This is a genomic window from Bacillus nitratireducens (assembly GCF_036320425.1).
GTDB classification, from domain to species: domain Bacteria; phylum Bacillota; class Bacilli; order Bacillales; family Bacillaceae_G; genus Bacillus_A; species Bacillus_A nitratireducens.
Map to the genome: position 1 here is coordinate 83,352 of NZ_JAUMJO010000006.1, position 25,715 is coordinate 109,066.

At 36.8% G+C, this 25,715-nt stretch carries 26 protein-coding genes; 5 read left to right on the forward strand and 21 right to left on the reverse strand.

Annotated elements, in window-relative coordinates; all coding sequences use genetic code 11:
* Positions 1–42: 42 nt before the first annotated feature.
* The 6 genes from Q3V31_RS22405 to Q3V31_RS22430 all read right to left on the reverse strand — a co-directional run bounded on the left by Q3V31_RS22405 (position 43) and on the right by Q3V31_RS22430 (position 6,424).
* The gene (locus Q3V31_RS22405) at positions 43–567 is read right to left on the reverse strand and encodes a hypothetical protein (protein ID WP_098341317.1); all 525 of its coding nucleotides are present in this window, start codon (positions 565–567) and stop codon (positions 43–45) included.
* A 327-nt stretch (positions 568–894) separates the two neighbouring features.
* Positions 895–1,866 (reverse strand): ABC transporter ATP-binding protein, encoded by a 972-nt coding sequence (locus Q3V31_RS22410; protein ID WP_329767227.1) that lies wholly within the window; start codon positions 1,864–1,866, stop codon positions 895–897.
* Positions 1,859–2,851 (reverse strand): ABC transporter ATP-binding protein, encoded by a 993-nt coding sequence (locus Q3V31_RS22415; protein WP_329767228.1) that lies wholly within the window; start codon positions 2,849–2,851, stop codon positions 1,859–1,861. The genes Q3V31_RS22410 and Q3V31_RS22415 overlap by 8 nt, the downstream gene beginning before the upstream one ends.
* 27 nt (positions 2,852–2,878) lie before the next feature.
* Entirely contained in the window at positions 2,879–3,730 is an 852-nt protein-coding gene (locus Q3V31_RS22420; RefSeq protein WP_329767229.1) for an ABC transporter permease, read from the reverse strand.
* A 6-nt stretch (positions 3,731–3,736) separates the two neighbouring features.
* Positions 3,737–4,687 carry an ABC transporter permease gene (locus Q3V31_RS22425; RefSeq protein ID WP_000278781.1) on the reverse strand — a complete coding sequence of 317 codons (951 nt, stop codon included), beginning with the start codon at positions 4,685–4,687 and terminating at the stop codon, positions 3,737–3,739.
* 147 nt (positions 4,688–4,834) lie between these two features.
* Positions 4,835–6,424, reverse strand: coding sequence for an ABC transporter substrate-binding protein (locus Q3V31_RS22430; protein WP_329767230.1), 1,590 nt, complete (start codon positions 6,422–6,424; stop codon positions 4,835–4,837).
* A 470-nt stretch (positions 6,425–6,894) separates the two neighbouring features.
* Here Q3V31_RS22430 and Q3V31_RS22435 point away from each other — a divergent pair, with 470 nt between their 5' ends.
* On the forward strand, positions 6,895–7,233 hold the full coding sequence (locus Q3V31_RS22435; RefSeq protein WP_000141773.1) for a hypothetical protein: 339 nt from the start codon (positions 6,895–6,897) through the stop codon (positions 7,231–7,233).
* 539 nt (positions 7,234–7,772) lie between these two features.
* Here the strand turns inward: Q3V31_RS22435 and Q3V31_RS22440 are convergent.
* The 7 genes from Q3V31_RS22440 to Q3V31_RS22470 all read right to left on the reverse strand — a co-directional run bounded on the left by Q3V31_RS22440 (position 7,773) and on the right by Q3V31_RS22470 (position 13,864).
* Entirely contained in the window at positions 7,773–8,750 is a 978-nt protein-coding gene (locus Q3V31_RS22440) for an ornithine cyclodeaminase family protein (RefSeq protein ID WP_329767231.1), read from the reverse strand.
* Positions 8,751–8,769: 19 nt separating this feature from the next.
* Positions 8,770–9,822, reverse strand: a complete 1,053-nt coding sequence (locus Q3V31_RS22445; RefSeq protein ID WP_329767355.1) for a proline racemase family protein — start codon at positions 9,820–9,822, stop codon at positions 8,770–8,772.
* Between the two features lie 253 nt (positions 9,823–10,075).
* On the reverse strand, positions 10,076–10,537 hold the full coding sequence (locus Q3V31_RS22450) for a VOC family protein (RefSeq protein ID WP_090814009.1): 462 nt from the start codon (positions 10,535–10,537) through the stop codon (positions 10,076–10,078).
* Between the two features lie 243 nt (positions 10,538–10,780).
* Positions 10,781–11,983, reverse strand: a complete 1,203-nt coding sequence (gene lhgO, locus Q3V31_RS22455) for an L-2-hydroxyglutarate oxidase (protein ID WP_329767232.1) — start codon at positions 11,981–11,983, stop codon at positions 10,781–10,783.
* 58 nt (positions 11,984–12,041) lie between these two features.
* A complete protein-coding gene (gene glaH, locus Q3V31_RS22460; protein WP_329767233.1) occupies positions 12,042–12,980 on the reverse strand; it encodes a glutarate dioxygenase GlaH in 939 nt (312 codons plus the stop codon).
* A gap of 310 nt (positions 12,981–13,290) precedes the next feature.
* Positions 13,291–13,419, reverse strand: coding sequence for a hypothetical protein (locus tag Q3V31_RS22465; protein WP_000736405.1), 129 nt, complete (start codon positions 13,417–13,419; stop codon positions 13,291–13,293).
* Between the two features lie 91 nt (positions 13,420–13,510).
* Complete coding sequence (locus Q3V31_RS22470; protein WP_071733567.1) at positions 13,511–13,864, reverse strand: DUF3870 domain-containing protein; 354 nt, start codon at positions 13,862–13,864, stop codon at positions 13,511–13,513.
* A 240-nt stretch (positions 13,865–14,104) separates the two neighbouring features.
* Here Q3V31_RS22470 and Q3V31_RS22475 point away from each other — a divergent pair, with 240 nt between their 5' ends.
* Both Q3V31_RS22475 and Q3V31_RS22480 read left to right on the forward strand, forming a co-directional pair.
* On the forward strand, positions 14,105–14,320 hold the full coding sequence (locus Q3V31_RS22475) for a YflJ family protein (protein WP_001036193.1): 216 nt from the start codon (positions 14,105–14,107) through the stop codon (positions 14,318–14,320).
* A 462-nt stretch (positions 14,321–14,782) separates the two neighbouring features.
* Positions 14,783–15,283 carry a DinB family protein gene (locus tag Q3V31_RS22480; protein WP_001273686.1) on the forward strand — a complete coding sequence of 167 codons (501 nt, stop codon included), beginning with the start codon at positions 14,783–14,785 and terminating at the stop codon, positions 15,281–15,283.
* A gap of 205 nt (positions 15,284–15,488) precedes the next feature.
* On the opposite strand, the gene Q3V31_RS22485 is transcribed toward Q3V31_RS22480, so the two are convergent.
* The 3 genes from Q3V31_RS22485 to Q3V31_RS22495 all read right to left on the reverse strand — a co-directional run bounded on the left by Q3V31_RS22485 (position 15,489) and on the right by Q3V31_RS22495 (position 19,462).
* The gene (locus tag Q3V31_RS22485; protein ID WP_000064981.1) at positions 15,489–16,442 is read right to left on the reverse strand and encodes a TRM11 family SAM-dependent methyltransferase; all 954 of its coding nucleotides are present in this window, start codon (positions 16,440–16,442) and stop codon (positions 15,489–15,491) included.
* A 161-nt stretch (positions 16,443–16,603) separates the two neighbouring features.
* Entirely contained in the window at positions 16,604–18,193 is a 1,590-nt protein-coding gene (locus tag Q3V31_RS22490; RefSeq protein WP_090814006.1) for an N-acetylmuramoyl-L-alanine amidase, read from the reverse strand.
* 219 nt (positions 18,194–18,412) lie between these two features.
* Complete coding sequence (locus Q3V31_RS22495; protein WP_000930031.1) at positions 18,413–19,462, reverse strand: M42 family metallopeptidase; 1,050 nt, start codon at positions 19,460–19,462, stop codon at positions 18,413–18,415.
* Positions 19,463–19,589: 127 nt separating this feature from the next.
* On the opposite strand from Q3V31_RS22495, the gene Q3V31_RS22500 reads away from it, so the two are divergent.
* Complete coding sequence (locus Q3V31_RS22500; RefSeq protein WP_001103321.1) at positions 19,590–19,769, forward strand: hypothetical protein; 180 nt, start codon at positions 19,590–19,592, stop codon at positions 19,767–19,769.
* 20 nt (positions 19,770–19,789) lie between these two features.
* On the opposite strand, the gene Q3V31_RS22505 is transcribed toward Q3V31_RS22500, so the two are convergent.
* The 3 genes from Q3V31_RS22505 to Q3V31_RS22515 all read right to left on the reverse strand — a co-directional run bounded on the left by Q3V31_RS22505 (position 19,790) and on the right by Q3V31_RS22515 (position 21,379).
* Positions 19,790–20,116 carry a nucleoside triphosphate pyrophosphohydrolase gene (locus Q3V31_RS22505; RefSeq protein ID WP_000109208.1) on the reverse strand — a complete coding sequence of 109 codons (327 nt, stop codon included), beginning with the start codon at positions 20,114–20,116 and terminating at the stop codon, positions 19,790–19,792.
* Positions 20,117–20,133: 17 nt separating this feature from the next.
* Entirely contained in the window at positions 20,134–20,454 is a 321-nt protein-coding gene (locus Q3V31_RS22510; RefSeq protein ID WP_329767234.1) for a hypothetical protein, read from the reverse strand.
* Between the two features lie 136 nt (positions 20,455–20,590).
* On the reverse strand, positions 20,591–21,379 hold the full coding sequence (locus Q3V31_RS22515) for an enoyl-CoA hydratase (RefSeq protein WP_000454184.1): 789 nt from the start codon (positions 21,377–21,379) through the stop codon (positions 20,591–20,593).
* A 330-nt stretch (positions 21,380–21,709) separates the two neighbouring features.
* Between Q3V31_RS22515 and Q3V31_RS22520 the strand changes: the two genes are divergently transcribed.
* Positions 21,710–23,104, forward strand: coding sequence for an O-antigen ligase family protein (locus tag Q3V31_RS22520; protein ID WP_329767235.1), 1,395 nt, complete (start codon positions 21,710–21,712; stop codon positions 23,102–23,104).
* Positions 23,105–23,189: 85 nt separating this feature from the next.
* Here the strand turns inward: Q3V31_RS22520 and Q3V31_RS22525 are convergent, their stop codons facing one another.
* Together Q3V31_RS22525 and Q3V31_RS22530 are read right to left on the reverse strand one after the other, a co-directional pair.
* Positions 23,190–24,221 (reverse strand): hypothetical protein, encoded by a 1,032-nt coding sequence (locus Q3V31_RS22525; RefSeq protein ID WP_088007359.1) that lies wholly within the window; start codon positions 24,219–24,221, stop codon positions 23,190–23,192.
* Between the two features lie 9 nt (positions 24,222–24,230).
* Positions 24,231–25,688 (reverse strand): MBOAT family O-acyltransferase, encoded by a 1,458-nt coding sequence (locus Q3V31_RS22530; protein WP_329767236.1) that lies wholly within the window; start codon positions 25,686–25,688, stop codon positions 24,231–24,233.
* Positions 25,689–25,715: the final 27 nt, after the last annotated feature.

Here is a 25,715-nt window from a genome sequence, read left to right on the forward strand (position 1 = left end):
AGCACCACTTTTTGGATGCTCTTCGTTATAACTATATATTATTTAATTTCCTTCTTTTGTTGGTACCATTTTTCCTTCTTGAGAGTCTGTACCCTCTGTTCTTTCAACAGTTTTTGCATGTTCTGATTTTTCAGGGGCTCCCATTTCAAATCCAGATTGAGAATCTGTACCTTCTTTTGTTGGTACCATTTTTCCTTCTTGAGAACCTGTACCTTCTGTTCTTTCAACAGTTTTTGCATGTTCTGGTTTTTCAGGGGCTCCCATTTCAAATCCAGGCTGAGAATCTGTACCTTCTTTTGTTGGTACCATTTTTCCTTCTTGAGAACCTGTACCTTCTGTTCTTTCAACAGTTTTTGCGTCTCCTTTAGGAGTTGCTGGCACTGCATCTTTAGGCAAATCAAAGTTTTGTGAGAAAGACGTTGTTCCATCTGCACTTTGTGTAATTACTTGATTTGAACTATCTTCATTCGACTTTAAATTGTCCATTTTCGCATCATCTGCACCTACTGCACCTCCCGCTACCAATCCTGTACTTAAAAGTGCTCCTGCTAATAATGTTTTAATCATTTTTCATTACCTCCTGTTTATTTGTAATATTCATCAAAAAAGTATCTAGAGTTAATGTTTTAATCATTATCTTTATCTACTTGCTTTTTGATTACATTTAGCATAAGACAAGAATCTATAGTTGATATGGACTGTATCTGGAGATTATGTAAAGAAAAATAGATGATCAATTGTTTAACAAACATAAAAAAGAGCTAAGGCTGTATGAGAACCTTAGCTCTTTTTTATGTTTATTGTTTATTATATAAATTATTTAACGCTACAAGCCATAACCAGCTATCATATTACCAACTGAAATACCACCAGGTTCCCCCAATGCTTCCTCCTCTAAAACAAATGACAAGCCACCTCATGCCCCTTCGCAATCTCAACCATCTTCGGTACTTCCCGCGCGCATTTTTCAGTGGCGAATTTACATCTCGTTCTGAATTTGCAGCCGGATGGTGAGTTGAGTGGGCTTGGTACTTCGCCCTCTAGAATGATCCGTTCTTTGCCTGTGTTTGTTGGATCTGGTTCTGGCATGGATGAGAGTAGTGCTTGTGTGTATGGATGTGCCGGTTTTGTGTATAGGTCTTCGCTATCGGCAATTTCTACTATGTTTCCTAAGTACATGACTCCGATTCTATCTGATATGTGCCTTACCATGGATAGGTCATGTGCGATGAATAAGTATGTGACGCCTGTTTCTTCTTGAATGTCTTGCAGCATGTTTACGACTTGTGCTTGGACTGAGACATCTAGTGCTGAGATTGGTTCGTCACAAAGGATGAAGTCCGGTTTTACAGATAGTGCGCGCGCGATGCTGATGCGCTGGCGTTGGCCTCCGCTAAATTCGTGCGGGTAACGATATAAGTGTTCTTCTTTTAGGCCTACTTTTTTGAGCAGGTCTAGAATGATTTCTTTTCTTTCTTCTTCTTTGTAAGAGCCGTGAATGTTCATCGGTTCGCTAATAATTTGGAATACGTTCATTGTCGGGTTTAATGATGCGTATGGATCTTGGAAAATGATTTGCATTCGTTTTCGATATTCTTTTAGTTCACTTTCTTTTAGATCTGCGATATCTTTTCCATCAAATAGAATGTTACCTGAAGTGACATCGTGTAAGCGAATGATGCTTCTTCCTGTCGTTGATTTTCCGCAGCCCGATTCTCCTACTAGCCCAAATGTTTCACCCTTTTTAACTGTGAAGCTTAGGTCATCGACTGCTTTTAATTGCTCTGTTTTTCTGCCGAATAGTCCTTTTTTAATAGGAAAATACTTTTTTAAGTTCCGAACTTCAATTAAGTTTTCTTCATGCATGGGAATCACCTACTATTTCATCGTTTAGCCAGCACATAGAGCGTCTTCCGTTTCCGATTTCAAAATATGGTGGACGTTCTTTTTCACAAATGTCCATTTTATGTGGGCAACGCTCTGCGAATGGGCAACCTTTCGGCGGGTGTAGTAAGTTTGGCGTTACACCTTGAATTGGCGCTAGTCTTTCTTTTACGCCGTTCGATATTTTTGGCAGAGAGTTTAATAGCCCTTTCGTATATGGATGATTCGGCGATTGGAAAATATCAAGTACATGCCCTTCTTCCATAATAAGTCCGCCGTACATAACGATGACGCGTGTACAGTTTTGCGCAACAATTCCAAGATCATGCGTGATGAGCAATAACGACATATTCGTTTCATTTTTAAAGTTTTTCATTAAGTCTAGTATTTGCGCTTGTATCGTTACATCAAGTGCTGTCGTCGGTTCGTCCGCAATGAGAAGGTCTGGGTTACAAGACATCGCCATTGCGATCATAACCCGCTGCTTCATTCCGCCGCTTAGTTCATGCGGATATTGTTTTACCCTTTCTTCCGGTGAAGAAAGACCAACTTGTTTTAGCAAATTGACCGCGATATTTTGTGCTTCTTTCTTTTTCACTTTTTGATGCCGAATAATTACTTCCGTCATTTGCTTTCCAATTTTCACAACTGGATTTAATGCCGACATTGGATCTTGGGAGATAAGTGAAATTTGATTCCCTCTAATAGAGCGTAATTCTTTCTCCGATTTAGAAAGCACGTTTTCATTTTGAAAAAGAATCTCTCCTTCTTTCACTTTCCCTGGCGACGTGACAAGAGCCATAACGGATTTCGCCATAACGCTCTTTCCGCTTCCCGATTCGCCAACAATCCCAACGACTTCACCCTTTTTCAGACTAAATGAAACGCCGCGAACCGCTTCTACTTCGCCGTCTTCTATGAAAAAAGAAGTCTTTAAGTTTTTTACTTCTAATAGTTTTTCAGACACGCTTTTCACTCCCCCTCACTTAAAGCATTAGTTCTCATGATGAGCCCCTTTTGGTGCGAAAGCTTTTTTCAACGCTTCACCGATTACGTTAAAACTTAGTACTGTTAATAAAATAAGGAACCCTGGGAAGAGTGTTAAATACCAAGCTTCACCTATATACCCTTGCGCATTATTTAGCATGCTGCCCCAAGAAGAATCTGGTTCTCTAATACCTAATCCTAAGAAGCTAAGTGATGATTCCATTAAAATCGATGTCGCAATTGTTAATGTCGCTGCGATTATAATGGTCGATAAAATGTTAGGAATGATGTGTCTTATAATAATCATCAATGATTTTTGTCCGGATACTTTTGCATATAAAACGTACTCACGCTCTTTTACAGATAACGTTTCTGCCCTTACAATACGCGCGGTGTCCATCCACGTTAGTAATCCGATAATAAGAACAAGCGTTGTAATTCCTGGTTTTAAATAAGCATTTAATAACAGCATTAAAAAGAATGATGGAATCGACATAAGAACTTCAACAATTCGCATTAAGAAGTTGTCTAACTTTCCGCCAAAGTATCCACTTATTGTTCCGACTGCGGTGCCGATTGTAATAGAAACAACCATCGCAAGAAAACCAACCGCAAGCGAAACTCTTCCGCCATATAACACTCTCGTTAAGTAATCCCTTCCGTAATCATCCGTGCCGAACGGATGACTTAAACTCGGTTCTTGTAAACGATCTGGAATCGACATTTTACTAGGATCGTACGGTGATACGAATGCGAAAAGAGACGCTATTGTTAAAACCGCAAGTATAATAACTCCCATTAGTACAAACTTATTTTTCGTAAAATTACTTTTTATCGTTTGAAATCTCCTATTATTCATTCCAAATCACCCCCTCATTCGAATGCGCGGATCTACTACGCCATATAAAATATCAGCAATTAAATTACCGAGAATTAACATGAACGATGATAATAATGTGATTGCCATAATAATTGGATAATCAAATCTAAAAATAGCATTCACCCCAAGTGAACCAAGTCCCGGCCATGAGAATACTGTTTCCGTAATGAACGCTCCGCCTACTAAACTTGGAATGGATAATCCGAAAATTGTAATGATCGGTATTAATACGTTTCGAAGTACGTGATTAAATAAAACTGTTTTCTTTGAAGCACCGTACGCATATTGAATTTGTACGTAATCTTCTTCTAATTGCTGAATTGTGCTGGAACGAATATATCTCATATAAACAGAGATGTTTTGGAACGCTAGCACCATGCAAGGTAAAATGCCGTGCTGGACAATATCCCAGAAGGAATCTTGACCGACTGTGCGCATACCCATACTCGGAAGCAAGTTCAACTTTAGAGAGAATAAGTAGATTAATAGTAACGCGAACCAAAAGACTGGCATTGAGATTCCCACATAGGAGATAAAGTTCACGATGCGATCAAAGATAGAATTCTTTTTCACCCCTGTAAATAGTCCAAGTGGTATTGCGATTACAAATGAAACGAGTAAAGATGATCCCATTAACCCGATTGTTGCGGGTAATCTTTCTGTAATAAGTTCTAAAACAGGACGATGGTTTTGAAGTGAGTATCCAAAATTCCCTGTTAAAATATTTTTTAACCATAAAAAATATTGCACGTAAATCGGTTGATCTAGCCCTAAACTTTTGCGAATACGCTCGACATCAATCGGACTCATATTCGGCGTTACAAAGTTTCGAACGGGATCGCCCGGCGCTAGTTTTATTAATAGAAAAGAAATAATAGAAATAACAAATAAAAGCGGAATTGCATTTAAAAGCCTCTTTGCAATTACTTTATACACAAACTTCCCCCCTCAAGATAAAGTGAAACTTTAATCAACAGAGCTCCCGCCTCACTTTCTCATATTCGCCGAGTTTTGAGGCGGGAGTCTTACTGCCCATTAAAGCGGGATAAAGAAGCTGATTTCCACCAGCTTCTTTACTGTTTCTTATTTCACTTCATAGATTTTCGATAGATCTTCAAACATTGTGACAGGAATTGCTTTTGCTTCTTTTAATCCATCAAACTTTTTATCTACTGCAATAACTGCTTTCGGATATGCGATTGGTAGATAAGGTAAGTCTTCTCTAGCTGTCTCTTGAATTTTATGGTATAGTTCTGCGCGTTTCGTTTTATCTGTTTCAACTGCAGCTTCTTCCCATAACTTATCGAAATCAGCGTTTTTATAACGTGCGTAATTGTATTCAGCATTACTTAAGAATAAGCTCTTATATGAATCTGGCTCAGGTCCCATTATGTAACCACCGAATGTAATATCATATTCTTTATTTTCTTTATCTAAGCTTTTTTCACTTGCTGCACTAGCATCTAATGCATTCAGTTCAACTTCTAAGCCAACTTCTTGTAATTTTTGTTGTGTATAAAGCGCTAAGCTTTCCATAATTTTATTATTCGTTACATACATAACGCGTACTTTTTCTTTATCTTTCACGCCAGCTTTCGCTAATAAATCTTTCGCTTCTTTTTTATCATACTTATAATCTTTAATGTCTTTTGCATAATACATAGCGTCTGGCGTTAAGATTGAATTTGCTGGTTCTGCGAATTGACTAGAAACGAATGCTGAGTTAATCATTTCTTTCTTATCTAACGCATGCGCAATTGCTTGGCGCACTTCTTTTTTCTTCATAAGATCTGTATTTTGGTTATAAGATAAGTAGAATAATCTACCTTCAGGGAATGTCACCATTGAGAAGTTCCCAGTGCTATCTAATTTCTTAAAGTCTTGTGGCTCAATCATCTTCATGTTAATTTGACCATTTTGTAGTGAAACATTTGCTGTATTACGGTCTTTTACAACGCGATATACGATAGAGTCTAATTTAGCTTTACCACCGACATAATCATCGAATCGATCTAATGCAACGTACTCATCTGATTTATACTCTTTAAACTTAAATGGACCCGATCCTACAGGCTGTAAGTTTTTCTTACTCTTCACTAAATCCGCTTCACCTTCAAATACATGTTTCGGAATTGGGAAGAAATCGTTCATAACCCCTTCGAAAGATGCACTTACTTGTGGTAATACGAATTGAGTCGTTAGCTCATCCACTTTTTTCACCTCAAGCGGCTTTCCTTTAAAAATAAAGTTTTCACGGCTTGAACTATTTTGTTTCTCATCTAAAATAGATTGGAATGTAAATGCAATATCATCTGATGTAATTTTCTTACCATCATGCCATTTCAAATTATCTTTTAGTTTTAAAGTCCATGTTAATTGATCCTCTGAAGGCGTAAAGCTCTCAGCAAGAACAAACTTTTTCTTACCGTCTTCCATATGATACAGCGGTGCATATAAAGCTTGCTGCACGGTTAACGATACACGATCATTCGCATAAAGCGGGTTCATCGTATCTGGATTATCACTAACACCAACTGTTAACGTTCCTCCATCTTTCGGAGTCCCTGACGTACTAGTTCCTGCTTGCTTCGAAGAATCTTTCTCCCCTGAGCAAGCCGCTAATGCAATAAGTAATAGTAGGACAAATGGTAATGCAAACAACTTCTTTTTCATATTTCGACCCCTCTCGACTATTTATACCTATAAGAAAACTCGGAATTAATACCGAGTTTTCTTATAGGTTTTAAATTACCACTACCCGTATGTATTGTCAAACTTTTTCGTATATGTGGAAAGTTTGAAATCTATCAATGAATTCTTGCGATAAAGTAAAACTTTAATCAGTGGGGGTTTTGTCCATCCCCCACTGATTATTAGCCTTCACCAATCGGGCTTTTACGGGCAGTTGATCTCCCACCTAACTCCTCCGCATTCGCCGAATTTTGAGGTGGAAGTCTTACTGCCCGTTAATGCGGGATAAAATATATTTATGCGGAGGGTAAAATAAAAAGACCACGAAAAGGTAGACTCACAAAATGAGTTAAAAACTAATAGCCTACAGGAAATCACTCCAAAATGGTTGTTATATAGAATTGAAAATGTAGAATGAGATTAAAGATAAAAAACACTTTTAGGAGGTTATCATGACATTTGATGAATTGAAAAAAAACAAACCAACAACCTCATGGGTTGAGTATGATGAAGATGGGGAATTTTTCACTGAAGAAAATATAAGTGCAACAAATAAAGTTCTCGACACTTACATTAACAATTTAGAGCAATTAGGTGAGAATCCAACCGAAGTCGAAGTAATGCAAGTTGTTAAAGAGGTAGTTATTAAAATAAATGAATTAAATATCGAACATGACCATTTTATCGAAACAATGGAAAGAGAAGATCTCTATGAATTTATCGATACAGGAGCACGAATAGCTGGCTTAGAATCCGAAGAAGACATAACAGAAGAATGGCGAGAATGGTAAAAAAGCTGCATACTTGGTGTCTAAATTTACTCCTTCATAAAACTTTGTCCCTTATTCTCCAATTAGAAAATAAGGGACAAACGAAGACAACTCCAATAGAATCAAATACTGATATATACTAGAAATTTTATTCATATTAATAATATGATTAGATGTTTTTCTAAGTTCTTCTTCTCTAACTAAAATTAACCTATTTCCCAAACTCATTTCTCTAATCAATTACCAAGGCGTTTTGAACATAAATATCTTATATTCTTTAAGATGTGTATCTTTAGAGTATTAAATAAACAGAAAAATAGCCGACTCTTTGTATAAAACTCGGCTGCTTTCTTATCATTCAAGCTCTCCCTTGCGAAGGGGTTCAACAACTGCTTGTGAACGTCATTTAATCCCTAGATTTTGCATTGCATTTGAGATGCAAAAGCGCATTATAAACAAAAAACACCACAATCTCCATACACTTTCATCTACAAAAATATATGAAGCACCAAATAGAGCAACTTATTCCAAAATTAAAAAGACCACCAAAAGGCAGTCCCTCAAAACTCAATCCTATTCCCTACCCCATTCTCCACCGCTTTCTCATACAAATACTTCGCAACAATTATATCCACTACCGCCAAACCAACCGATTTGAAAATAGTAATCTCTTCATCATTCTCTCTACCAGCTTTTTCTCCGCTTATAATTTGACCAAGTTCGGCGTGGATGTCGCTCGCTTCAAATAATCCTTCTTTTATCGGGACTTGAAGGTCACCCGTTTCTTCTAGTGCTGCTTCTTTTGATTCGACTACTACTTTGTCAGCGCCCGCGATGGCGTGAGATGGTAGTTCTTGCATGCTCGGTCTAAATGAACCGACGGCGTTTATGTGGACGCCTTTTTGTAGTTTTTCTGAGAAGACTGGTGTGGATGCGTTCGTTGTTGTGACGATGATGTCTGCTTCGCTTATTGCTTCATTTGCATTTGTGTGAACATATGCAGGTTTATTGAATCTCTCTTGTATATATTGCAAGAATGCATATGCTTTTTCTTCTGTTCGATTGTATAAAATTACTTTTTCGATATCTCTAACCGCGAATACAGCTTCTGCAATTCCTTTCGCTTGTTCACCTGTTCCGATAATGCACAAGTTTTTTGCATTATGACGAGCTAATTGTTTTGTCGCTACTCCTGATAAGGCGCCTGTTCGAATCATCGTTAAGTATGATCCTTCTAAAAGTGCGAGCGGTTCTCCCGTTTGAAAGTCTGATAGCATCACAATCCCGTTTATCGTTTTCTTTCCTATCTTTTTGTTCTCGGGGACTACTGTTACTACTTTTAAGCCAAGTGCCTCAAGTCCTTCCGCTACTGAAGGCATAATTAATGCCGTATTTTTCTCGTTCGCAAATGGTAATGAGCCGCGAATTGGTGTGATCGTTCTTTCTGCTGAAAATTCTTTTAAAGCAAGCGCCGCGCATTCAATGACTTCGTTCATATTTACTAAGTTTCTTTGTTCGTTTGCGCTTATGACTAGCATATCTTTCCACCTCCTCCTTTTAGCTTAACAAAAATCCCCGATTCAAATCATCTCTCGGGTCTACAACGAACTGATGAAACCCTGTAATAAATGCATTCCCCGTTACTTTCGGAATGACAGCTTCATATGTATCTACTGCGGTTACGGATAATACTTCTCCCTCAAATTGGCCGTCAGTAATGCATTCGTGAATGAACGTTTCTCCCTTTTGTAAGGCATCTTTTTCAAAAAGAGTTGCGATTCTTGCGGAAGTTCCTGTACCGCAAGGAGAACGGTCTACTTGCCCATCAGCGAAAATCGTTACATTTCGTAAGCTAGCGTCTTTCCCTTTCGGTTCATCTGAGAAAATAACGCCGTATATTCCTTTTAAATCTTCTTCAAGTGGATGTTTTACTTCCATTTGACTCTCAATGTAGTGCTTAATTTTACCTCCCCACGTTTGAATCGCAGCTAAATCTTTGAAATCAACTTTCAAACCAAATTCTTTACTATCTACAACAGCGTAGAACGCTCCGCCAAATGCGATATCTATTTGAAATTCATAGTCATCTATTTTGATAGGAACGTCTTTCTTATATACGAACGAAGGAACGTTTTCAAACGATACGGACTCTACTTCGCTCCCGTTAAATTTTGCGTACGCAATAACTTCCCCGGCAGGGCTATCAATAATGAATTTTTGTTTTTCCCCTATCACTTCAAACATACCAGTTTCAATTCCTACTGTAATAACAGCGATAATTCCGTGACCACACATCGTACTCCAGCCTTCATTGTGCATAAATAATACACCAAAATCAGCATGAGCACTTGCAGGCGGAGTAATGAGACAACCGTACATGCCGTGATGTCCTCTCGGTTCATACATAAGAACCTCGCGAAGATGATCCAAATGTTCCATGCAATATGCGCGTCTTTCTAGCTGCGTTTCTCCTTTTATTTCTGGCACTCCGCCCGTAATAATTCGAAGCGGTTCCCCAGCTACGTGTGCATCAATTGTCGTGTACACTTTACTAACCTTCATTTCTATCTCTCCCCTATATGTTGATACTCTTTTTATTGCAAGTATCATGCCAACGCATAGAGTATAAAGTGAAACTTTAATCAGTGGGGGCTTCATCCCCCACTGATTATTAGCCCACACCAATCGGGCTTTTACGGGCAGTTAATGCGGGATAAATCTGTATACATTTTTTGAAAAATACACACTACTGTCTACTTTTTTATACAGTAGGTGATTATTGGCCCCAAAACAAAAAAATCCCCCGAAAACTCAGGGGGTGATTTAAGCCATAGATTTGCGGGATTTGAGTTAAAAATCGAATTTATTCTTCACTCTCCAAGCTTTCCCACTCACTCAAATACATGACATCTTGTTTTACGTTTTTCTTTTCAGGAAGTAAACATAGAAATTCTAAAGAATTGCCGTCAGGATCGTAAAAATAAAGGTTTGCAGTCGGTGTCCACGTTTGAACCATAGGCTCGGAAGGTTCAAGACCGAAAGCAGCCCTTGGGTTTATTCCTTTATTAAGAAGCCATTCTCTTGCATGAATGATTTCTTCATAGTTAACCTTGAATGCAAAGTGACTTGTATGGAATGCTTCTTCCGATACCTCCCAAATGCCCAGCATTTGTTCCTTCTTATTTTCTTTATCAAACCAAAAGAATGCTACGCGGCGTTCTTCAATAGTGTGAGCATGAAATAATCCAAGTTTAGTATAAAACTCTTTTGCCACTTCTAAATTTTTTGTTTTAACATGTGTTTCATATAAAGTACCTGGAAACAAAGCATATCCCTCCTTTATATTTTTAGAAATTCTTATTATAAATCCTATTTTAATAAACTAGAAATAGAAGTGATGTCGTATTTTCTTTAAATAGTTTTCAATTTCGTAGCCCTAATGCTGAAGAAAAACCACCACTGATTAAAGGTTTACTTTATGAGAAGGGGTTCTTCAAATTCATGATTTACGGTAATATTATCGTTCAAAGTGAGGCGGATTTATGACTCAAATCACTCGAGGGACCCATCAAACCCTAACCGCCACCACATCCGGCACTTGCTTAGCAATCTCCTCACCAATCTTTATACTAGCCGTTGCAGCTGGAGATGGCGCATTACAAATGTGCAGAGAATTGATGCCAGGGATAATACAAAAGTCATCAACCATATTTCCGTTTGATAAAATGGCTTGTGCTCTTACACCTGCATGGGTTGGGACGATATCTTTGTCTGTTAGCTCTGGTATTAAGCGCTGTAAGCTTTTTAGGAATGATTGTTTACTGAATGAGCGCACCATTTCTTTTATGCCTTCTTTCATATTTGGCATCGCCATTTTCCAAAAGCCTGTGTATGTCATTGTTTCCATGAAGTCTTTTATATCGAAGTCTGTTTTCGTATAGCCTTCTCGCTTAAAGCTTAATACTGCGTTTGGTCCTGCATGTACGTCGCCGTTTATCATTCTTGTGAAATGAACACCTAAAAACGGGAATTCTGGATTTGGAACTGGATAGATTAAATGTTTTACGAGATAGCGTCTTTCTGGGACAAGTTCATAATATTCACCACGAAACGGAACAATTTTCATATCCGTTAATATGCCTGTCTTTTTCGCAATGCGATCACTATGTAAGCCGGCGCAGTTAATGAGAAATTTCGTTTTAAATACACCTTGATTTGTCTCAATTGTTACAGCGTCTTTCTTCTCAGTAATACGCTCCGCCGCTGTTCCTAAATGTACTTCTCCCCCGCTTTCCTGAATTAAGCGAGCAAATGCATAGCTTACGCCTTTATAATCAGCAATCCCGCAAGAAGGAACACGGATTGCGCCAAGTCCTTTTACATGCGGTTCAATTTCAGCTAATTCTTCCTTATCTATTTTTTCAATATGTAACTCGTTTTGTAAGCCTCTCTCATATAAGTTATGTAAAAGAGGAAGTTCGTCCTTTTCTGTAGCGACAATTACTTTTCCGCACATGTCATAAACGATGTCATTTTCTTTACAAAATTGAACCATAGCTGCGTTTCCTTCTTTGGCAAACTTCGCTTTATAACTCCCTGGTTTATAATAAATTCCAGAGTGAATTACTCCGCTATTATGCCCAGTTTGATGATGTGCAAGTTCCTTTTCTTTTTCAATGATCGCGATTTTCGCACGAGGGAATTTTTTCGTTAAAGCCATTCCCGTTGAAAGCCCAACAATTCCTCCGCCAATAATTATAAAGTCATACATCCTACTTCCCCCTTAATATGATGAAAGGCAGGCCTTTTTTAAGACCCGCCGTACAAACTTATTTAGAAAAACAACCGCGCTGACGCATTAGTTCTCTATATAAATCTTTATTTTTCTCAAATGCAGCTCTTCCGTGCATCCAAAATAAGTTGTTTAAAAGAACTAAGTCACCAATTGGTAATTTCAATGCATGTGTTGCTGGTGAGTTTTCAACTGAATATGATAAGTCTTTCAAATAGTTTGCTTGTTCAATATTATCTGGATAAGCGAACTGATCAATAAAGCAAATACATGGTGCGTTATTTACGTCAAAAAATGTTTCACGATAGACGATTTCTTGCGCATTTTTACTTGGTGGTGCTTTATACGTAACCTTAAAAGATGCGAGTGAATGCTCTCTAAATTTCTGAAGGTCTTCCCAATCGTCTAAATGTAGTAAACGAGATTCTCCGCCTACTGCATTTTGCTCTTCAATTTTCATCATAAGAAGCCAATCTGTCGGCTCATCAACGAATGTACCGTCCGTATGAAGAGTAAACAATCGGTACGCTTGACGAAGATATGAATCACTACTATCCGTATCTTTCACATTAAATCTAGCATAATACGTTCCTGTCATTGCATCAAAGTTTGGCTCCCCGATTAAATGTGTTAATGCTGTTGCAAATTTCACGTAGTCTGCTGGATCTGCCGTTTCACCTTGTACCCCAATTGTAAATCCGCCCGTTTCACGGTCATGAATAATGCCGCGAATGTTATCCATAAATGATTGCCCAAAAATCTTTCTCATTCCATCCGCAAGATTAAACCGAGAATAAGGAATGTATTGCAGTGACTGCTCTGAATGCTCTTTTACCTCTTCAAAAAACTGCTTAAGCAATTGCTCGTTTAGCGTAATATGATATAAACGATTATGCTCTGGATGAGGAGCAATTTCATACCCCTCATATTTCTTTGCAAATTTCATCTTCGCATTTTGTTCTGTAATAATCGACATTTCAATTCCTCCCTAATTTAAATATGAAGAACGTATTGACGCTTTTTACAGACAGTTATCCTTATCTTCTTATGCTGAGATTCGGTCTTACTGTCCTAACAACGAAAAAGCCAGTTATACGCATACCACGACATAAAATCGTAGAAACGTACAACTGGCTCATAATTACGAATGTTCTTTAATCTCTTAAAGTACAATAATAATAGACAGTTTGTATGAAAATATTTGTAAAACAGGAAAGCAAGATCGGATATAGAGAAGGCTAATTTCTCGTATGGATCTTATTAATTAAATAATAATTCAAAATATTCTAACTGTCAATTCGTTTTTTATTATTTTCTCGACATACTTTACACATGTTACAAATCCCCTTACTTTCTGCGCACCCTCTTTTTTTCGTCTCTTGTTTTACAACTTGAACTTCACTTAACTTTTTCATAGTTCTTGCCTCCTCAATATAAAAAGCCAGTCGTATCTCTTTAAAAAGAAATACAACTGGCTCTCGTTTATGGTTGTAAACTAGACAGTTTTTATGGTGTCGTTTCCTCGTACTCTCCTCTGGGCTGTTCATCATTTAAATAACTTACATATTGGCGATGTAAATCTTTTACCGCACTGACGATCGCATTTTGCGCTTTTCCTTGATAATGGTCCATAATATCTTGAACGATTTCTTCAATACCATCTTGCAAACTATGTCCTCTCAAAATTTGAGAAACGAAGTCTCTACCGTGCTCTGTCGCAAGCGTACATGACGCTTCAATAATGACGTGATATTTATGATCTGCCTCAATTGTAATCGTTAATGTTTCATACATACTGCGAACAGCCATCCCTTTCGGAAGTCTCGAATGTCCTGCCATAAAAAAAGTTCCTTTACGCATATTTCATCCTCCGTTACTATGTTAAGAGCCAGAAAAACAATGTACACATTTGCATTGAATTTTACTACCCTTATCCTTATAGCTCGTACTTCTGCTAAAGAAGCTCAAGTGGAAAGAAGTTACTCTCTTCATTTTCAAACATAAATCCGGGCTTACAGCGAGGCTAATCACTGTCATCCGATAATAAGTTAATCATATTAAAAATAAACTGAATATTCAATAATAAATTCTGCAAATTTCATGAATAAAAAAAGAAAATTCTCTCGCCCAGGCACATATACTGTTCAAAAGAAAAAAGGAAGTGGTCTCATGTATTACGGAACAAAGGGCTGGTACGTAGCTGAGCTTAAAAAATTAGGTGTTCGCTATCATGAAGGACGAAAACTAGAAAGTTACCGCGGACACGTATTACGCAATTTACTAATTGCACAACAAGAGAAGACGAAAGAAGAGTAATTTACTAATAAAACAACTCTCGAGATATATCGTCTATTCAACAAATCCCGTCAAATCTCCCATCTAAACTACCAACTAACCACACATTGATACAAACCAAAAAAAGGTCACCTACACAGGCATGCCCATCAACTTAAGAATTCAGAATCACCACAAAATGAAAAAATAAGCTTTTTTGTCACAAGTGTAGCTTTGTAAAAAAGATTGATTAAAAACATCAAACCTCTATAGATTTCTTAGAGGTTTGATGTTTTCTTGTTGGATATTTATGTTAATCTAACGATAAACATTGTGAAGAAATGTAATTCAACTAACGGGGCAGGTTAGTTGAAGATTGCTTTGACCTTTGTTCAACAATTGGGCCATTTAGTTGAAGATCTCATCAAATAAGTAATGATATTTAAAGGAATAATTCATTCTGATAAAGAACATTAAAAAACGTGATGGTAAGGAGGCGATTGTATGGCAAATCATGTAGAAAATCTATATAACTATCATGTATGGGCAAATCAACGGATTATTGATCATCTTAAGACACTTTCTCCTGAGAAATATCAAAAGGAAATGAAAAGTGTCTTTTCTTCTGTTTCAAAGGTTTTATCTCATCTCTATTTGGTGGAATATGGATGGCTTCATACCCTTGAGGGTCAGAGTATGAATGAAGCAATGCAATCTTCATTTCAAATTCAAGAAAAGATTGAGAAACTGCCCATTGAAGACTTAGAAACGGAATTTCACACTTTAACATCCCGGTTTAAAACCTTTTTGAACAGACAGGAAGATATGGAAAAGAGAATAATGTTGGATAATCCATGGGCAGGATTAAGAGAAACAAGTATATCTGAAATGGTCTTACACGTTGTGAATCATGGAACCTATCATAGAGGGAATATTTCAGCTATGTTACATCAGTTGGGTGATTCTTCAGTTATGACTGATTATGCTTTTTATTGGTATTCTTGAAATGTTATTCATTAAGGCTCAGTAAAATAATCAAACTTTTTTATAAAAATCTCATACTTAGCTAAAAAGGGTAGCTCCATTTTGATCAATCTTTATTCAAAATGGAGTTTTTATATTTGTTGTTAAATAAAAAAGGATAATCAGCCTCATAATGGACTAACTATCCTGTAATTTATTAATTTAATAAACGGGTGACCTTTCTTTCTTATTCACAAACAAGAATCTGTCTAGAAAATGATCCTTTTCTTGTAATACAGCGATCTGTAATTTCAAATCCTGCTTCATGGATCATGTCGTCCATTGTTTCCATCGTGACAACGACTACCTTTTTAGCGATGCGGCGCGCACTTGAAAGAATGGAGAACTGGTCTTCTGGTGTTGCATGCGTAAATAAGTCATACGGCATATCGATAATTGCAACGTCGTAGTTCTCAGTAATTTCCTCGATTGGACCTTTTGTTACTGTTCCTTCAAACCCGAAATGTGCGATGTTTTTTCTCGTTCCGAGCACCACAAGTGGATTTATATCTCTACCAACGATGTTAATTCCCATAGAAAGTGCTTCTACTACTACTGTTCCAATACCGCAGCACGGGTCAATTGCTCGTACTCCATCTGGGTTTGGTACAGCGATATTTGCGACAGCTCTAGCAACACGTGTGCTCAGTGATGTCGAATAGCTATGCGGTTTTTTTATGTGATGATACCAAACCGGATCACTTTCTACATAGTGTCCGAAGTACCAGCGTCCTCCAAGAGGAACAATCCCGAATACACGCTCTGGATTACGAACATCCGCTTCTCCTTCAATATGCATACCGAGGTCTCGTTCAATAAGGCGTCTTTCTCCATATTCAATTTTATTTTCTTTACCAAGATCATTGATTTTAACGAAGATAACTTTGAATGTCGCTCCCGCTAAATCAATTTGTTCCACTTGTTCTAAAATGCTTTCTAAGTCGTCCCCTTCATACATAACCTCGACGCGCTCTTTAATAAACGGACTTCTACTCGGAGCAATCTTGACTTCACTTTTTAAAATATTAACGTGAGACTCCATCCCAAAGAACGAGCGCATTTCCAAGTAACATAAAGCACGCTCCTCTTCGCGAAATGCATACGTATATATACATGCAGGTGTTTTACTATGATTACTCAATCTATTATCATCCTTTATCGTTTAAAATTGTTATGATCAAAATTACTCAAATACTTTTTTCATATAAAATTAAATGATATCATATGCCCGAAATAAAGAGAAACCTTTATAATTTGTTTTATAAATAAAAAGAGACTGCCTATGGCAATCTCTTTTATTTATTAACGGAAAGAAGATACGTCGTTACCCATTGCTTCATAGTAATCTAGAATACCTTGATAAATAGCTTCTGCTGCACTTTGTCTCTGTTCTGGTGTAGCAATTTTATCTGCATCACTTTTATTATCTACAAATGCTAATTCTGTTAATACAGCTGGCATTGTATTTTCTCTAGTTACGTATAAGTCCTGATGTTTCGCGCCACGATCTTTTGTTCCAAGTGCATTCACAAGACGTTTTTGAATTTTTTCTGCTAATAAACGACTCTCTTCTACATTTGGATTCGTTACTCTTGCTCGTGCTGAGTCATAATATAATGTCTCTGTGCCTTGTCCATTTTTCAATTCAGAACCATTAGCATGGATACTTACAAAAATATCTCCATTATTTTGCTGTGCAAATTCTACACGTTTTTTTAAAGAATCAGGACCACTTGTTCCTGGACGTGTATCATCTGTACGAGTGAATAACACAGTAAACGGTGTCTTTTTCTCAAATATTTTCTGTAATCGTAATGATACATCTAATACGGTTTTACTTTCTTTCTCATAATAACCAGGGTTCCCCGAGTCAATTCCACCATGACCTGGATCAATAATAATCGCTTTACCTTCTAGGAAGTTACCTTGCTTCACTGGGTTTAATTGATTTTTATCCACCCATTGGAAGCCAGCTCCCATACGGATACGAATCCAGCTACCATTCTCTTCAATAACAGTTACTTTTTGTGCATTATATGTACCTGACACTTTAGATTGATGCGAAGCTTCTGCATACGCAGTAAATCCTTCATTAATAGCATCTGTTTTCTCTGTTAAAGGCGTCCACTTCTCACCTTTACTTGTTACAACTTTCAACCAACCATCCGCTCTTTGCTCTTTCACTTCAAGCATTTGTGGCTTATGTTGAGTGTCAGTAATACCAGATGATAACGATGCCTGATGATATGTAATAAAGTTTCTGTTCATATACATTCTTTTCGATGTATTTGTTTTATTTTTATCTGCCATCGCGATGAACTGAGCTGCTTCAGCACGACTTACAGTACCGTCAGGCTTCCAACCATTTCCTGTACCCATTGAAATCTCTAAAGCTACTAAAATATTAGCTTGTTTCTTACCCCAATGAGGTTCTAAATCATTAAACTGTGTTGGAAGTTCTCCAATAATTTTATTGTCTAATGAATATGCTTGTACAAGCATAGATGCCATAGATGCACGGTTAATTTGGCTTGATGGATTGAATTTTCCAGTACCATCTCCACTAATTACACCTGCTTTTTCTACCGCAGCAATATATGGTGCTGCCCAATGATCTTGCGAATCTTTAAAAGATGGTTTCGCTTTTGGATCAATTGGTAAACCAAGAACTACCGCTAATATTTTTGCAGCTGATCCTTTATCTACTGCTTCAGATGGAGAAAACGTTCCATCTGGTTTTCCATCAAGTGCTTTTTTCCCTACTAAATAGTCAACCGATTCCTGCGCCCATGTAGGAACATCCGAAAACTTTTTCCCTGCTGCGAAACTACTAACTGGAGACGATAATAAACTTGCGGCTAAAATACCAGCCGCGACTGCACGATACTTCATAAAAATAATACTCCTCTCAAAAATCATTTACAATAACGCGTAATCTTAATATACAAATTATAACAAATGCGAGCAAAAAAAAATTAGTGCGCCTCTATCATTCTATAATACTAGAATTCTGTAGTAAACCTACTTTCTTAATATTGTACAATAAAATACAATTAAAGTAGTTTTTATGCACAAAAAAGTGGCTGATTCATAGAATCAACCACCCTCTCACTATTCTGCTATCATTTCTGATAACACATATGCATAAACAAGTGCTTCTGTATGTACAATCGAGCTTTCATGCGTACGCTCAAATGCGTGAGAAGAATCAATACCAGCTCCAATTAATGCATGTTTCACATCAAATCCAGCGCGAATCGCAGCTGATGCGTCTGATCCGTAGTAGGGATAAATATCCACTTTATATTCAATAGCATTCGCTTTCGCCAGTTCAACTAAATGCTTACGTAAAGCGTAATGGTATGGACCGCTAGAGTCTTTCGCACAAATGGATACTGTATATTCATCAGATGCTTGTCCATCACCTAACGCTCCCATATCAACTGCTAAATATTCTACCGTCTCTTCTGGAATATTTGAGTTTCCACCGTACCCAATCTCTTCATTATTAGAAATTAAGAAATGTGTTGTATACGGTAATGTTACCTTTTCATCTTGCAATCTTTTAATTAATTTTAATAGGATTGCTACACTTACTTTATCGTCTAAATGACGTGATTTTATGTATCCACTCTCTGTAATTTGAACGCGTGGATCAAATGAAACGAAGTCTCCTACTTCAATTCCTAATTCGCGTACTTCATTTGCCGAAGAAACACGCTCATCAATACGAACTTCAATATTTTGCTCATCACGTTTCGCTTCCCCTGCATCTTTATATACATGGACAGAAGTTTGATGCATTAAAATTGTACCTGTATACTTCTTACCGCTTGACGTTTCAATTTCGCAATATTCCCCTTCTACAGAGTTCCAGCGAAATCCACCAATCATAGATAGACGAAGACGACCGTCAGACTTAATTTCTTTCACCATCGCACCTAACGTATCAACGTGTGCAGTTAATAAACGATGCTGATCATCATTCTTTCCTTTAACCGTTAAAATAAGAGCGCCTTTATTATTACGCTTCGTCTCTACATTCCACTCACTTACATAGTTTTCAATAAAATTAATAATTTTCGCAGTGTTTCCAGATGGACTTGGAATAGAGACAAGCTCTTTAATTAATTCCATCGTTTCTTTTGCATGATGTGCCATTGTCGTTTCCTCCTCATTCTCTCTACTATTTAGTATAGCGAAATTACGATAAAACCTCTACTCATATAGTTTAATTTTCTAAATTATAGTAAAATTTAGTTTAGTAAGTAAAAAGGAGATAACAAAAATGAATGTAACGAAAAAACATGTACATATTGCACTTATTTGGTTTTTATCATCATTACTATGTTTACAAGTTTCTTATGCCATTCACACTACTACTTCTATTGCAATCGGCTGGACATTAACAGCTATCTTCTTAATCGTTAGCCTAATTGCAGGAAAAAAGCACAGCGCTACTGAGTAAGCTGTGCTTTTTCTATAAAACTACTCTTCCGAAACATCCATCAAATAAATCCCTCTTGTAAATCCGCCGCGCTCTTCTTCTTTTTTCTTACGAAGACGCTCTACATCTTCAATTGTTGCACCTTCTGCACGAGCTAATGAAATAATAACTTCAAGTGCATCTGCAAGTGAATCTAGCGCATGTTCACGCTCTTTCATCGAAGCAAATTCACGAATTTCTTCTGTACCAATTTTCGCTAACGCTTGTATGTAAGCTTGTCCTGTTAATTTTTGTGCTGTATATGTTTTTCCAGACATTAAAATTTTCTCCGGGACACGGTCTCTTACTAATTTGTTATAAGTTGACATCACTGTTCCTCCTATTTTTAATAACACCCAAGCTCTGCCTTATAGAAAAACCACTCTTTTTCCACACAAGCACTTAACATATCAATTCCTGATCCGTGCGCCCTTACTACCGGAAAGAAGTAATGCTCTGGTTCTTCTTTCTTATCTTCGTATAAGGTCCGGTACTCATCAGGAATCGCCTCTTTTTTCACATCCCGTTCTTTCTTCACTTCACCTGAGAAAGCAACAGTTGGATGTCCCTCAAAGAATAATGCAGTCCGTACCGCAAGAGATGGTGTACTATGCAAAGCATAATATGTAAGTAAAATCATAACGATAACACCGATAATTTTCTTCATTTATACTCCTAAAAAAAGTGCTAACACAATTATACTAAAATGTGTTAGCACTTTCTTCCCTTTATCTCGAATTAACGGGCAGTAAAACTAATAATCCGCGGGGGATAAACAAATCCCCACGGATTAACATTTCACTTTATTCCCCTTTAAATGCTGGTAAACGTTTTTCTAGAAAAGCAGCAATACCTTCTTTATGGTCCGCTGTTTGTCTCATCGTATATTGACCACGCTTTTCAAGCTGAAGCGTTTGTTCTAAATTAGAACGATTGACTTCACATAAAATTTGTTTCGTTTGAATCATCGCCTTGATTGGTTTGTGTAACCATTCATTAATTTTTTGCTTCACAGCCGTTTGGAAATCCTCACCGATTACTTCATCAATTAAACCGATATCTAATGCTTCTGTCGCTGATAATTTCTTCCCTTCCCAAATGATTTTCTTCGTCATATTTTCACCGACGCGCTTTTGAAGGAAGAAATGGCCACCACCATCTGGAATTAAAGCGATTCCAATAAAGTTCATCGCAATAACTGATGATATATCTGCCATAACATAATCAGCTGTTAATGCAATACTTAATCCAAGTCCAGCAGTTGGTCCATGAATTGCACTAATAACAAGCTTTGGCATCGTATATAACGTCACCACGATTTCAGAAATTGTATTCATGATACCTTCAAACTTACTTTCATCATTACTTGAAAGCATTGATTTAATATCTCCACCCGCAGAAAAACCACGGCCACTGCCGCATAACACAACAACGTGAACAGAACTTTCCGCCACTTCTTTCAACTTTTGTAATAACTCTTTTAACGTTGGTTCATCTAATGCATTTAAAACCTCTGGGCGATTGACCATAACCGTTGCTACGCGCCCTTCATATTTCACAACAACAGATTCTGTTTTACTTGTTACTTCCATTATATATACCCCTCTTTTCCACATAAAGATTATACTTCTATAATTATAGAAAGCATGTTAAAAACCCTTCTTTTTTCTTAATTTTCTGTCTAATATTCTCGTAATTTGTATATATATCCGTATAAAACATACAATTTCGTTAAAAAATATAGAAATTAAAGTCGGTTTATCATTGCTTTTCATCTATTTACCATTGCAATGAAATGGTGTATTCTTAAGTTTGATGCAAAAAACAAACATTGAAATTCATTCACCTTACTATGCCAAAAAAAGGCTTTTATACCCATCTCTCGGGTGTTGAAATAAAGGAATGAAGAAATGGAGGAACATATGGTTACTAAGTTGAAACAAACGGATAACTACTTCCCGCATTTCCTATTGCTATTCATTGTGTTTCAACCAATTTTAGATTTATTAACATCTTTTTCAATCTATGTATTACACATGAGCGCAACAGTTGGAATCGTAGTCCGTTTCGCCTTTATGCTTCTTGCATTAGGTTATCTACTTCTTCATAGAAAACAACATGGGGCGAAAAAGTACATTCTCTATTTATGCCTACTCGGGATCGTACTAGCAATTGGTCTTGTAAATAATATGATGATCAAATCTCCAGTTTCATTTGGCGAAGAAGTGAAATTTATTTTAAAAAGCGTATATCCAATTGTGCTACTGTTTGGATATATTACCGTCTTTAAAGAGTTAAAAAATAAAGAATATACATTTCATAAAATCATTACATATTTCTTATATGCAACTTTAATTTTCAGCATCACACTGATTGTTGCAATGCAAACTGGTACAGATTTCCCAAGCTATCCTCACTCAAAGATTGGTTCAAGAGGTTGGTTCTTTGCTGGAAATGATTTAAGTTCTATTTTTGCAATTATGTTCCCAATCGTAGTGTTATATTCGATTCATAAAACAACTTCTTTCTCGAAAATCTATTACTGGATTCCAACAATACTTGCGATGTATGCAAGTATTATGGTCGGAACGAAAGTAGGATATGGTGCAATTGTTCTAACACTTGGCGTGGCACTTTTATTCTCATTCATTGAATATATGATTCATCGCAAAAAAGAAGGTAAAGGATCCACATATCTCGTAAATACAGTTGTTGCCGCTATTGTTTTAGGAGGTTTAATTGCACTTACACCACATACTCCTATCGCAAAAAATATGGGCATCCACATGCAAATATACGAATACAAAAAATCAGTACAAGAAGAAAAGGATAGAAAAGAAGGAAAAGTAATTAAAGAAGATCTAGACGCAGAGAAAAAACATGCAAAAGGTGAGCTAACAGACTCTGAGGTCAAAAGTTTAATTTACAGTGATCGCGATAAGTTTTTAAAAGTATACAAACAATACTATAAAGACGCACCGCTATCACAAAAATTATTCGGAATGGGCTATGCTGGTAACTATACGGTTAAAATTAAATTAATCGAAATGGACTTCCACGATCTATTCTTTGCATTCGGAATCGTCGGCTTCCTTATTTACTTAATACCGCTTCTATACTTCGGTATTAAATTATTCATTCGCGTCATAACAAACTTTAAGAAAATAATAACCGTGAAATATATGCTATTAGCTAGCACCGTTGTACTATCACTTGGAATCGGCTTTATGTCCGGCCACGTATTAACAGCACCTTCCGTTAGTATTTTCTTCGTTGTTATACTCGCTTACTTAATTGTTGATTTAGAAGCGGAATAAAAGAAGCAGCCATCAGATCTCGGTGGCTGCTTCTTTTTTATACAGTCTACTCGGCAAAGACTAGACCACATTTATGACCTATTTTTTATTGAAAAGACGCCCAAATCTCTTCTAGCACCTCATCAATATTATCCTTCGTAATAACAATACCGAAATCTTTCGGGACGTTGCTATCTTCTTCATTCACAACTTTATGCGCAACCAACTTTCCAATTTCTGGTCTGAAATGATGCCCATCCATATAGTTGTCTAAATTCGTTGTAACGGAATTAAGATACATGAAATGATGAACTTCTCCAAATACATCTACAGCGTCATGAAGCCATCTTTTATAATCTTCCCATCGCCCTGATTGAATCATCGTACGGAATAGTGGCTCTGAAACAGGCGTTGTAAAAATATAAAACTTCGTGTTCGGATTATGAGCCTTTACTGTTCCTAATATTTCTTTCATATTTTGATACTCATAATTCCCGCCATAAATCTCTTTACTAAACTTATCTACTTGCGCTGTAACTTGCGCATCACGCTCTTCTTTCGTATAATCGCGCATCGATTTTATATTCTCTCGATCATACCGATCAATGTTCGTACTATGATGAGTAGAATTCGCAATTGTATTCTTTGAATAAGTAATTCCGTCCATACTTACATACGATTTAATCGGATACAATAGGCTTTGCGCCTGATTAATATACACTTCTGGTTTATCAAAACCAATTTCCCTATTTTTGTTCGTTCCAAGGAAATCTAAACCAAGTACAATAGATGCGAGTTCACTACCTTTTTGTTCTTTTGCATATTCAATATATGCATCATACTCACGCGGGTCTGTACTACTTACCGCATAATTAAATGCGTTTAACCCGGTGAAGTCATTCTCATTAATAAAAGTCGTTCTACTACTTCCAAGTATAACTCCATCATATGTAAACGGACGGTACGTTATATAATTCGTTTTCTGTTGTCTCTCGTTAAACCCGTACTGCACATCATTCCACTTATTTTTATGCGGGAATAACCAAAGAGAATCTATATAGCTATTAAATATCCCAACACCTGCGAGAGGAACAAAAACACATACAAAAACGAAAATAAGCCAATGTTTGTTTTTCATATTCTCCACCTAGAAATTAAAGTATAAAAACTCACTAATACTCGTTAAATGTAACACGCTATATACAAGCAATATTGCAGTAAATAAAGCAGTCCACACATTTGGACGGAATGAATCTTTTAACTGAATTGAATTTTTTAAGAAGAAACTAATACATAACGCTCCGAAAATATACGCTACCATTTTCGGATCTAATAAAGAGACATGGTACCCTTCTGTAAATGAAACACCGTACTCTTTTAAAAATTGTAACTTCTCTATTATAAATGATGGGAATACACTATTTGCTAATTCGATTCCATTTAGTCCGAACATTCCTTTTAACACCTTCACCGCATCATGCATAGATGTTGCCCTAAAGAATACCCACGTTATATTAATGAAGAAAAACGTAACGAGCCAACCAGCCAAGGCCGGCATACGCCCTCCTGCTTTACTCCATAATCGGTGAATAACAGAAGCTAAACCGTGCAAGAATCCCCAAAAAATAAATGTCCAACCTGCTCCATGCCAAAGTCCACTTATTAAAAATACAATCATAATATTTACGTACGTACGCGTAATCCCTTTTCGATTTCCTCCTAGAGAAATGTATACGTACTTCGTTAAAAACTGGCTAAGCGTCATATGCCAACGATGCCAAAAATCTTGTATATTCACTGCTTTATACGGTGAATTAAAGTTTTGAGGTAATTTAATATTAAACATTAAAGCGATTCCAATTGCCATATCACTATATCCACTAAAATCAAAATACAATTGGAACGTAAACGCTAACGACGTAAGCCATGCTTCAACAAATGTTAATGATTGCTGCACATCAAACCCTTCATGTACAAGGGGTGATAATACATCTGCAATACCTACCTTTTTGAAAATACCGACTGCAAATACGAATATACCAAGAACGATATACTTCGATTGCCAGTTCTTTTTACTATCGTCAGCAAACTGCGGCATAATTTGCGCATGATGTACAATCGGTCCTGCAATAAGCTGCGGGAAAAATGTTACAAACAGTGCGTAATCAAGAAAATGACATGCCTTCGTTTCCCCGCGATACGTATCTACTAAAAATGCGATCTTTTGAAACGTATAGAAACTAATCGCAAGTGGTAACGTTAAAGATAATAATGTAAAATGAGTTCCAAATAATGAATTCACATTTTGTAAGAAGAAATCATAATACTTAAAATAACTAAGCATTCCTATATTAAATATTAATCCTACTGTTAAAAGAAGTTTACTCTTTTGTTTCACGAGCCTCATTCCGATAAAATAGTTCACAATGAGCGACACTAACATAAGCGGTAAATATTTCACATTCCAATAACTATAGAAAAATAGAGAGGCCGCAACGAGCCAAGCTTTCGCTAATGTAGCATGTCCAAATTTATTTAATAGAAAATATAAAAGAAATGCTATCGGTAAAAATAAAAAAATAAACTCAAATGAGTTAAATAACACACCATCTCTTCCCTTCTAAACAAATCA

What these genes read in the sequence shown, in the direction of transcription:
- Q3V31_RS22440 (WP_329767231.1), bottom strand. Translation starts at nt 8,750, where the DNA reads ATGCTAGTCATAAGCGCAAACGAACAAAGAAACTTAGTAAATATGAAC.
- Q3V31_RS22475 (WP_001036193.1), top strand. Translation starts at nt 14,105, where the DNA reads ATGAATAAAAAAAGAAAATTCTCTCGCCCAGGCACATATACTGTTCAA.
- Q3V31_RS22465 (WP_000736405.1), bottom strand. Translation starts at nt 13,419, where the DNA reads ATGAAAAAGTTAAGTGAAGTTCAAGTTGTAAAACAAGAGACGAAAAAA.
- Q3V31_RS22435 (WP_000141773.1), top strand. Translation starts at nt 6,895, where the DNA reads ATGACATTTGATGAATTGAAAAAAAACAAACCAACAACCTCATGGGTT.
- glaH (WP_329767233.1), bottom strand. Translation starts at nt 12,980, where the DNA reads ATGTCGATTATTACAGAACAAAATGCGAAGATGAAATTTGCAAAGAAA.
- Q3V31_RS22445 (WP_329767355.1), bottom strand. Translation starts at nt 9,822, where the DNA reads ATGATACTTGCAATAAAAAGAGTATCAACATATAGGGGAGAGATAGAA.
- Q3V31_RS22420 (WP_329767229.1), bottom strand. Translation starts at nt 3,730, where the DNA reads ATGAATAATAGGAGATTTCAAACGATAAAAAGTAATTTTACGAAAAAT.
- Q3V31_RS22470 (WP_071733567.1), bottom strand. Translation starts at nt 13,864, where the DNA reads ATGCGTAAAGGAACTTTTTTTATGGCAGGACATTCGAGACTTCCGAAA.
- lhgO (WP_329767232.1), bottom strand. Translation starts at nt 11,983, where the DNA reads ATGTATGACTTTATAATTATTGGCGGAGGAATTGTTGGGCTTTCAACG.
- Q3V31_RS22505 (WP_000109208.1), bottom strand. Translation starts at nt 20,116, where the DNA reads ATGTCAACTTATAACAAATTAGTAAGAGACCGTGTCCCGGAGAAAATT.
- Q3V31_RS22410 (WP_329767227.1), bottom strand. Translation starts at nt 1,866, where the DNA reads ATGCATGAAGAAAACTTAATTGAAGTTCGGAACTTAAAAAAGTATTTT.
- Q3V31_RS22405 (WP_098341317.1), bottom strand. Translation starts at nt 567, where the DNA reads ATGATTAAAACATTATTAGCAGGAGCACTTTTAAGTACAGGATTGGTA.
- Q3V31_RS22500 (WP_001103321.1), top strand. Translation starts at nt 19,590, where the DNA reads ATGAATGTAACGAAAAAACATGTACATATTGCACTTATTTGGTTTTTA.
- Q3V31_RS22490 (WP_090814006.1), bottom strand. Translation starts at nt 18,193, where the DNA reads ATGAAGTATCGTGCAGTCGCGGCTGGTATTTTAGCCGCAAGTTTATTA.
- Q3V31_RS22525 (WP_088007359.1), bottom strand. Translation starts at nt 24,221, where the DNA reads ATGAAAAACAAACATTGGCTTATTTTCGTTTTTGTATGTGTTTTTGTT.
- Q3V31_RS22520 (WP_329767235.1), top strand. Translation starts at nt 21,710, where the DNA reads ATGGTTACTAAGTTGAAACAAACGGATAACTACTTCCCGCATTTCCTA.
- Q3V31_RS22510 (WP_329767234.1), bottom strand. Translation starts at nt 20,454, where the DNA reads ATGAAGAAAATTATCGGTGTTATCGTTATGATTTTACTTACATATTAT.
- Q3V31_RS22495 (WP_000930031.1), bottom strand. Translation starts at nt 19,462, where the DNA reads ATGGCACATCATGCAAAAGAAACGATGGAATTAATTAAAGAGCTTGTC.
- Q3V31_RS22430 (WP_329767230.1), bottom strand. Translation starts at nt 6,424, where the DNA reads ATGAAAAAGAAGTTGTTTGCATTACCATTTGTCCTACTATTACTTATT.
- Q3V31_RS22480 (WP_001273686.1), top strand. Translation starts at nt 14,783, where the DNA reads ATGGCAAATCATGTAGAAAATCTATATAACTATCATGTATGGGCAAAT.
- Q3V31_RS22515 (WP_000454184.1), bottom strand. Translation starts at nt 21,379, where the DNA reads ATGGAAGTAACAAGTAAAACAGAATCTGTTGTTGTGAAATATGAAGGG.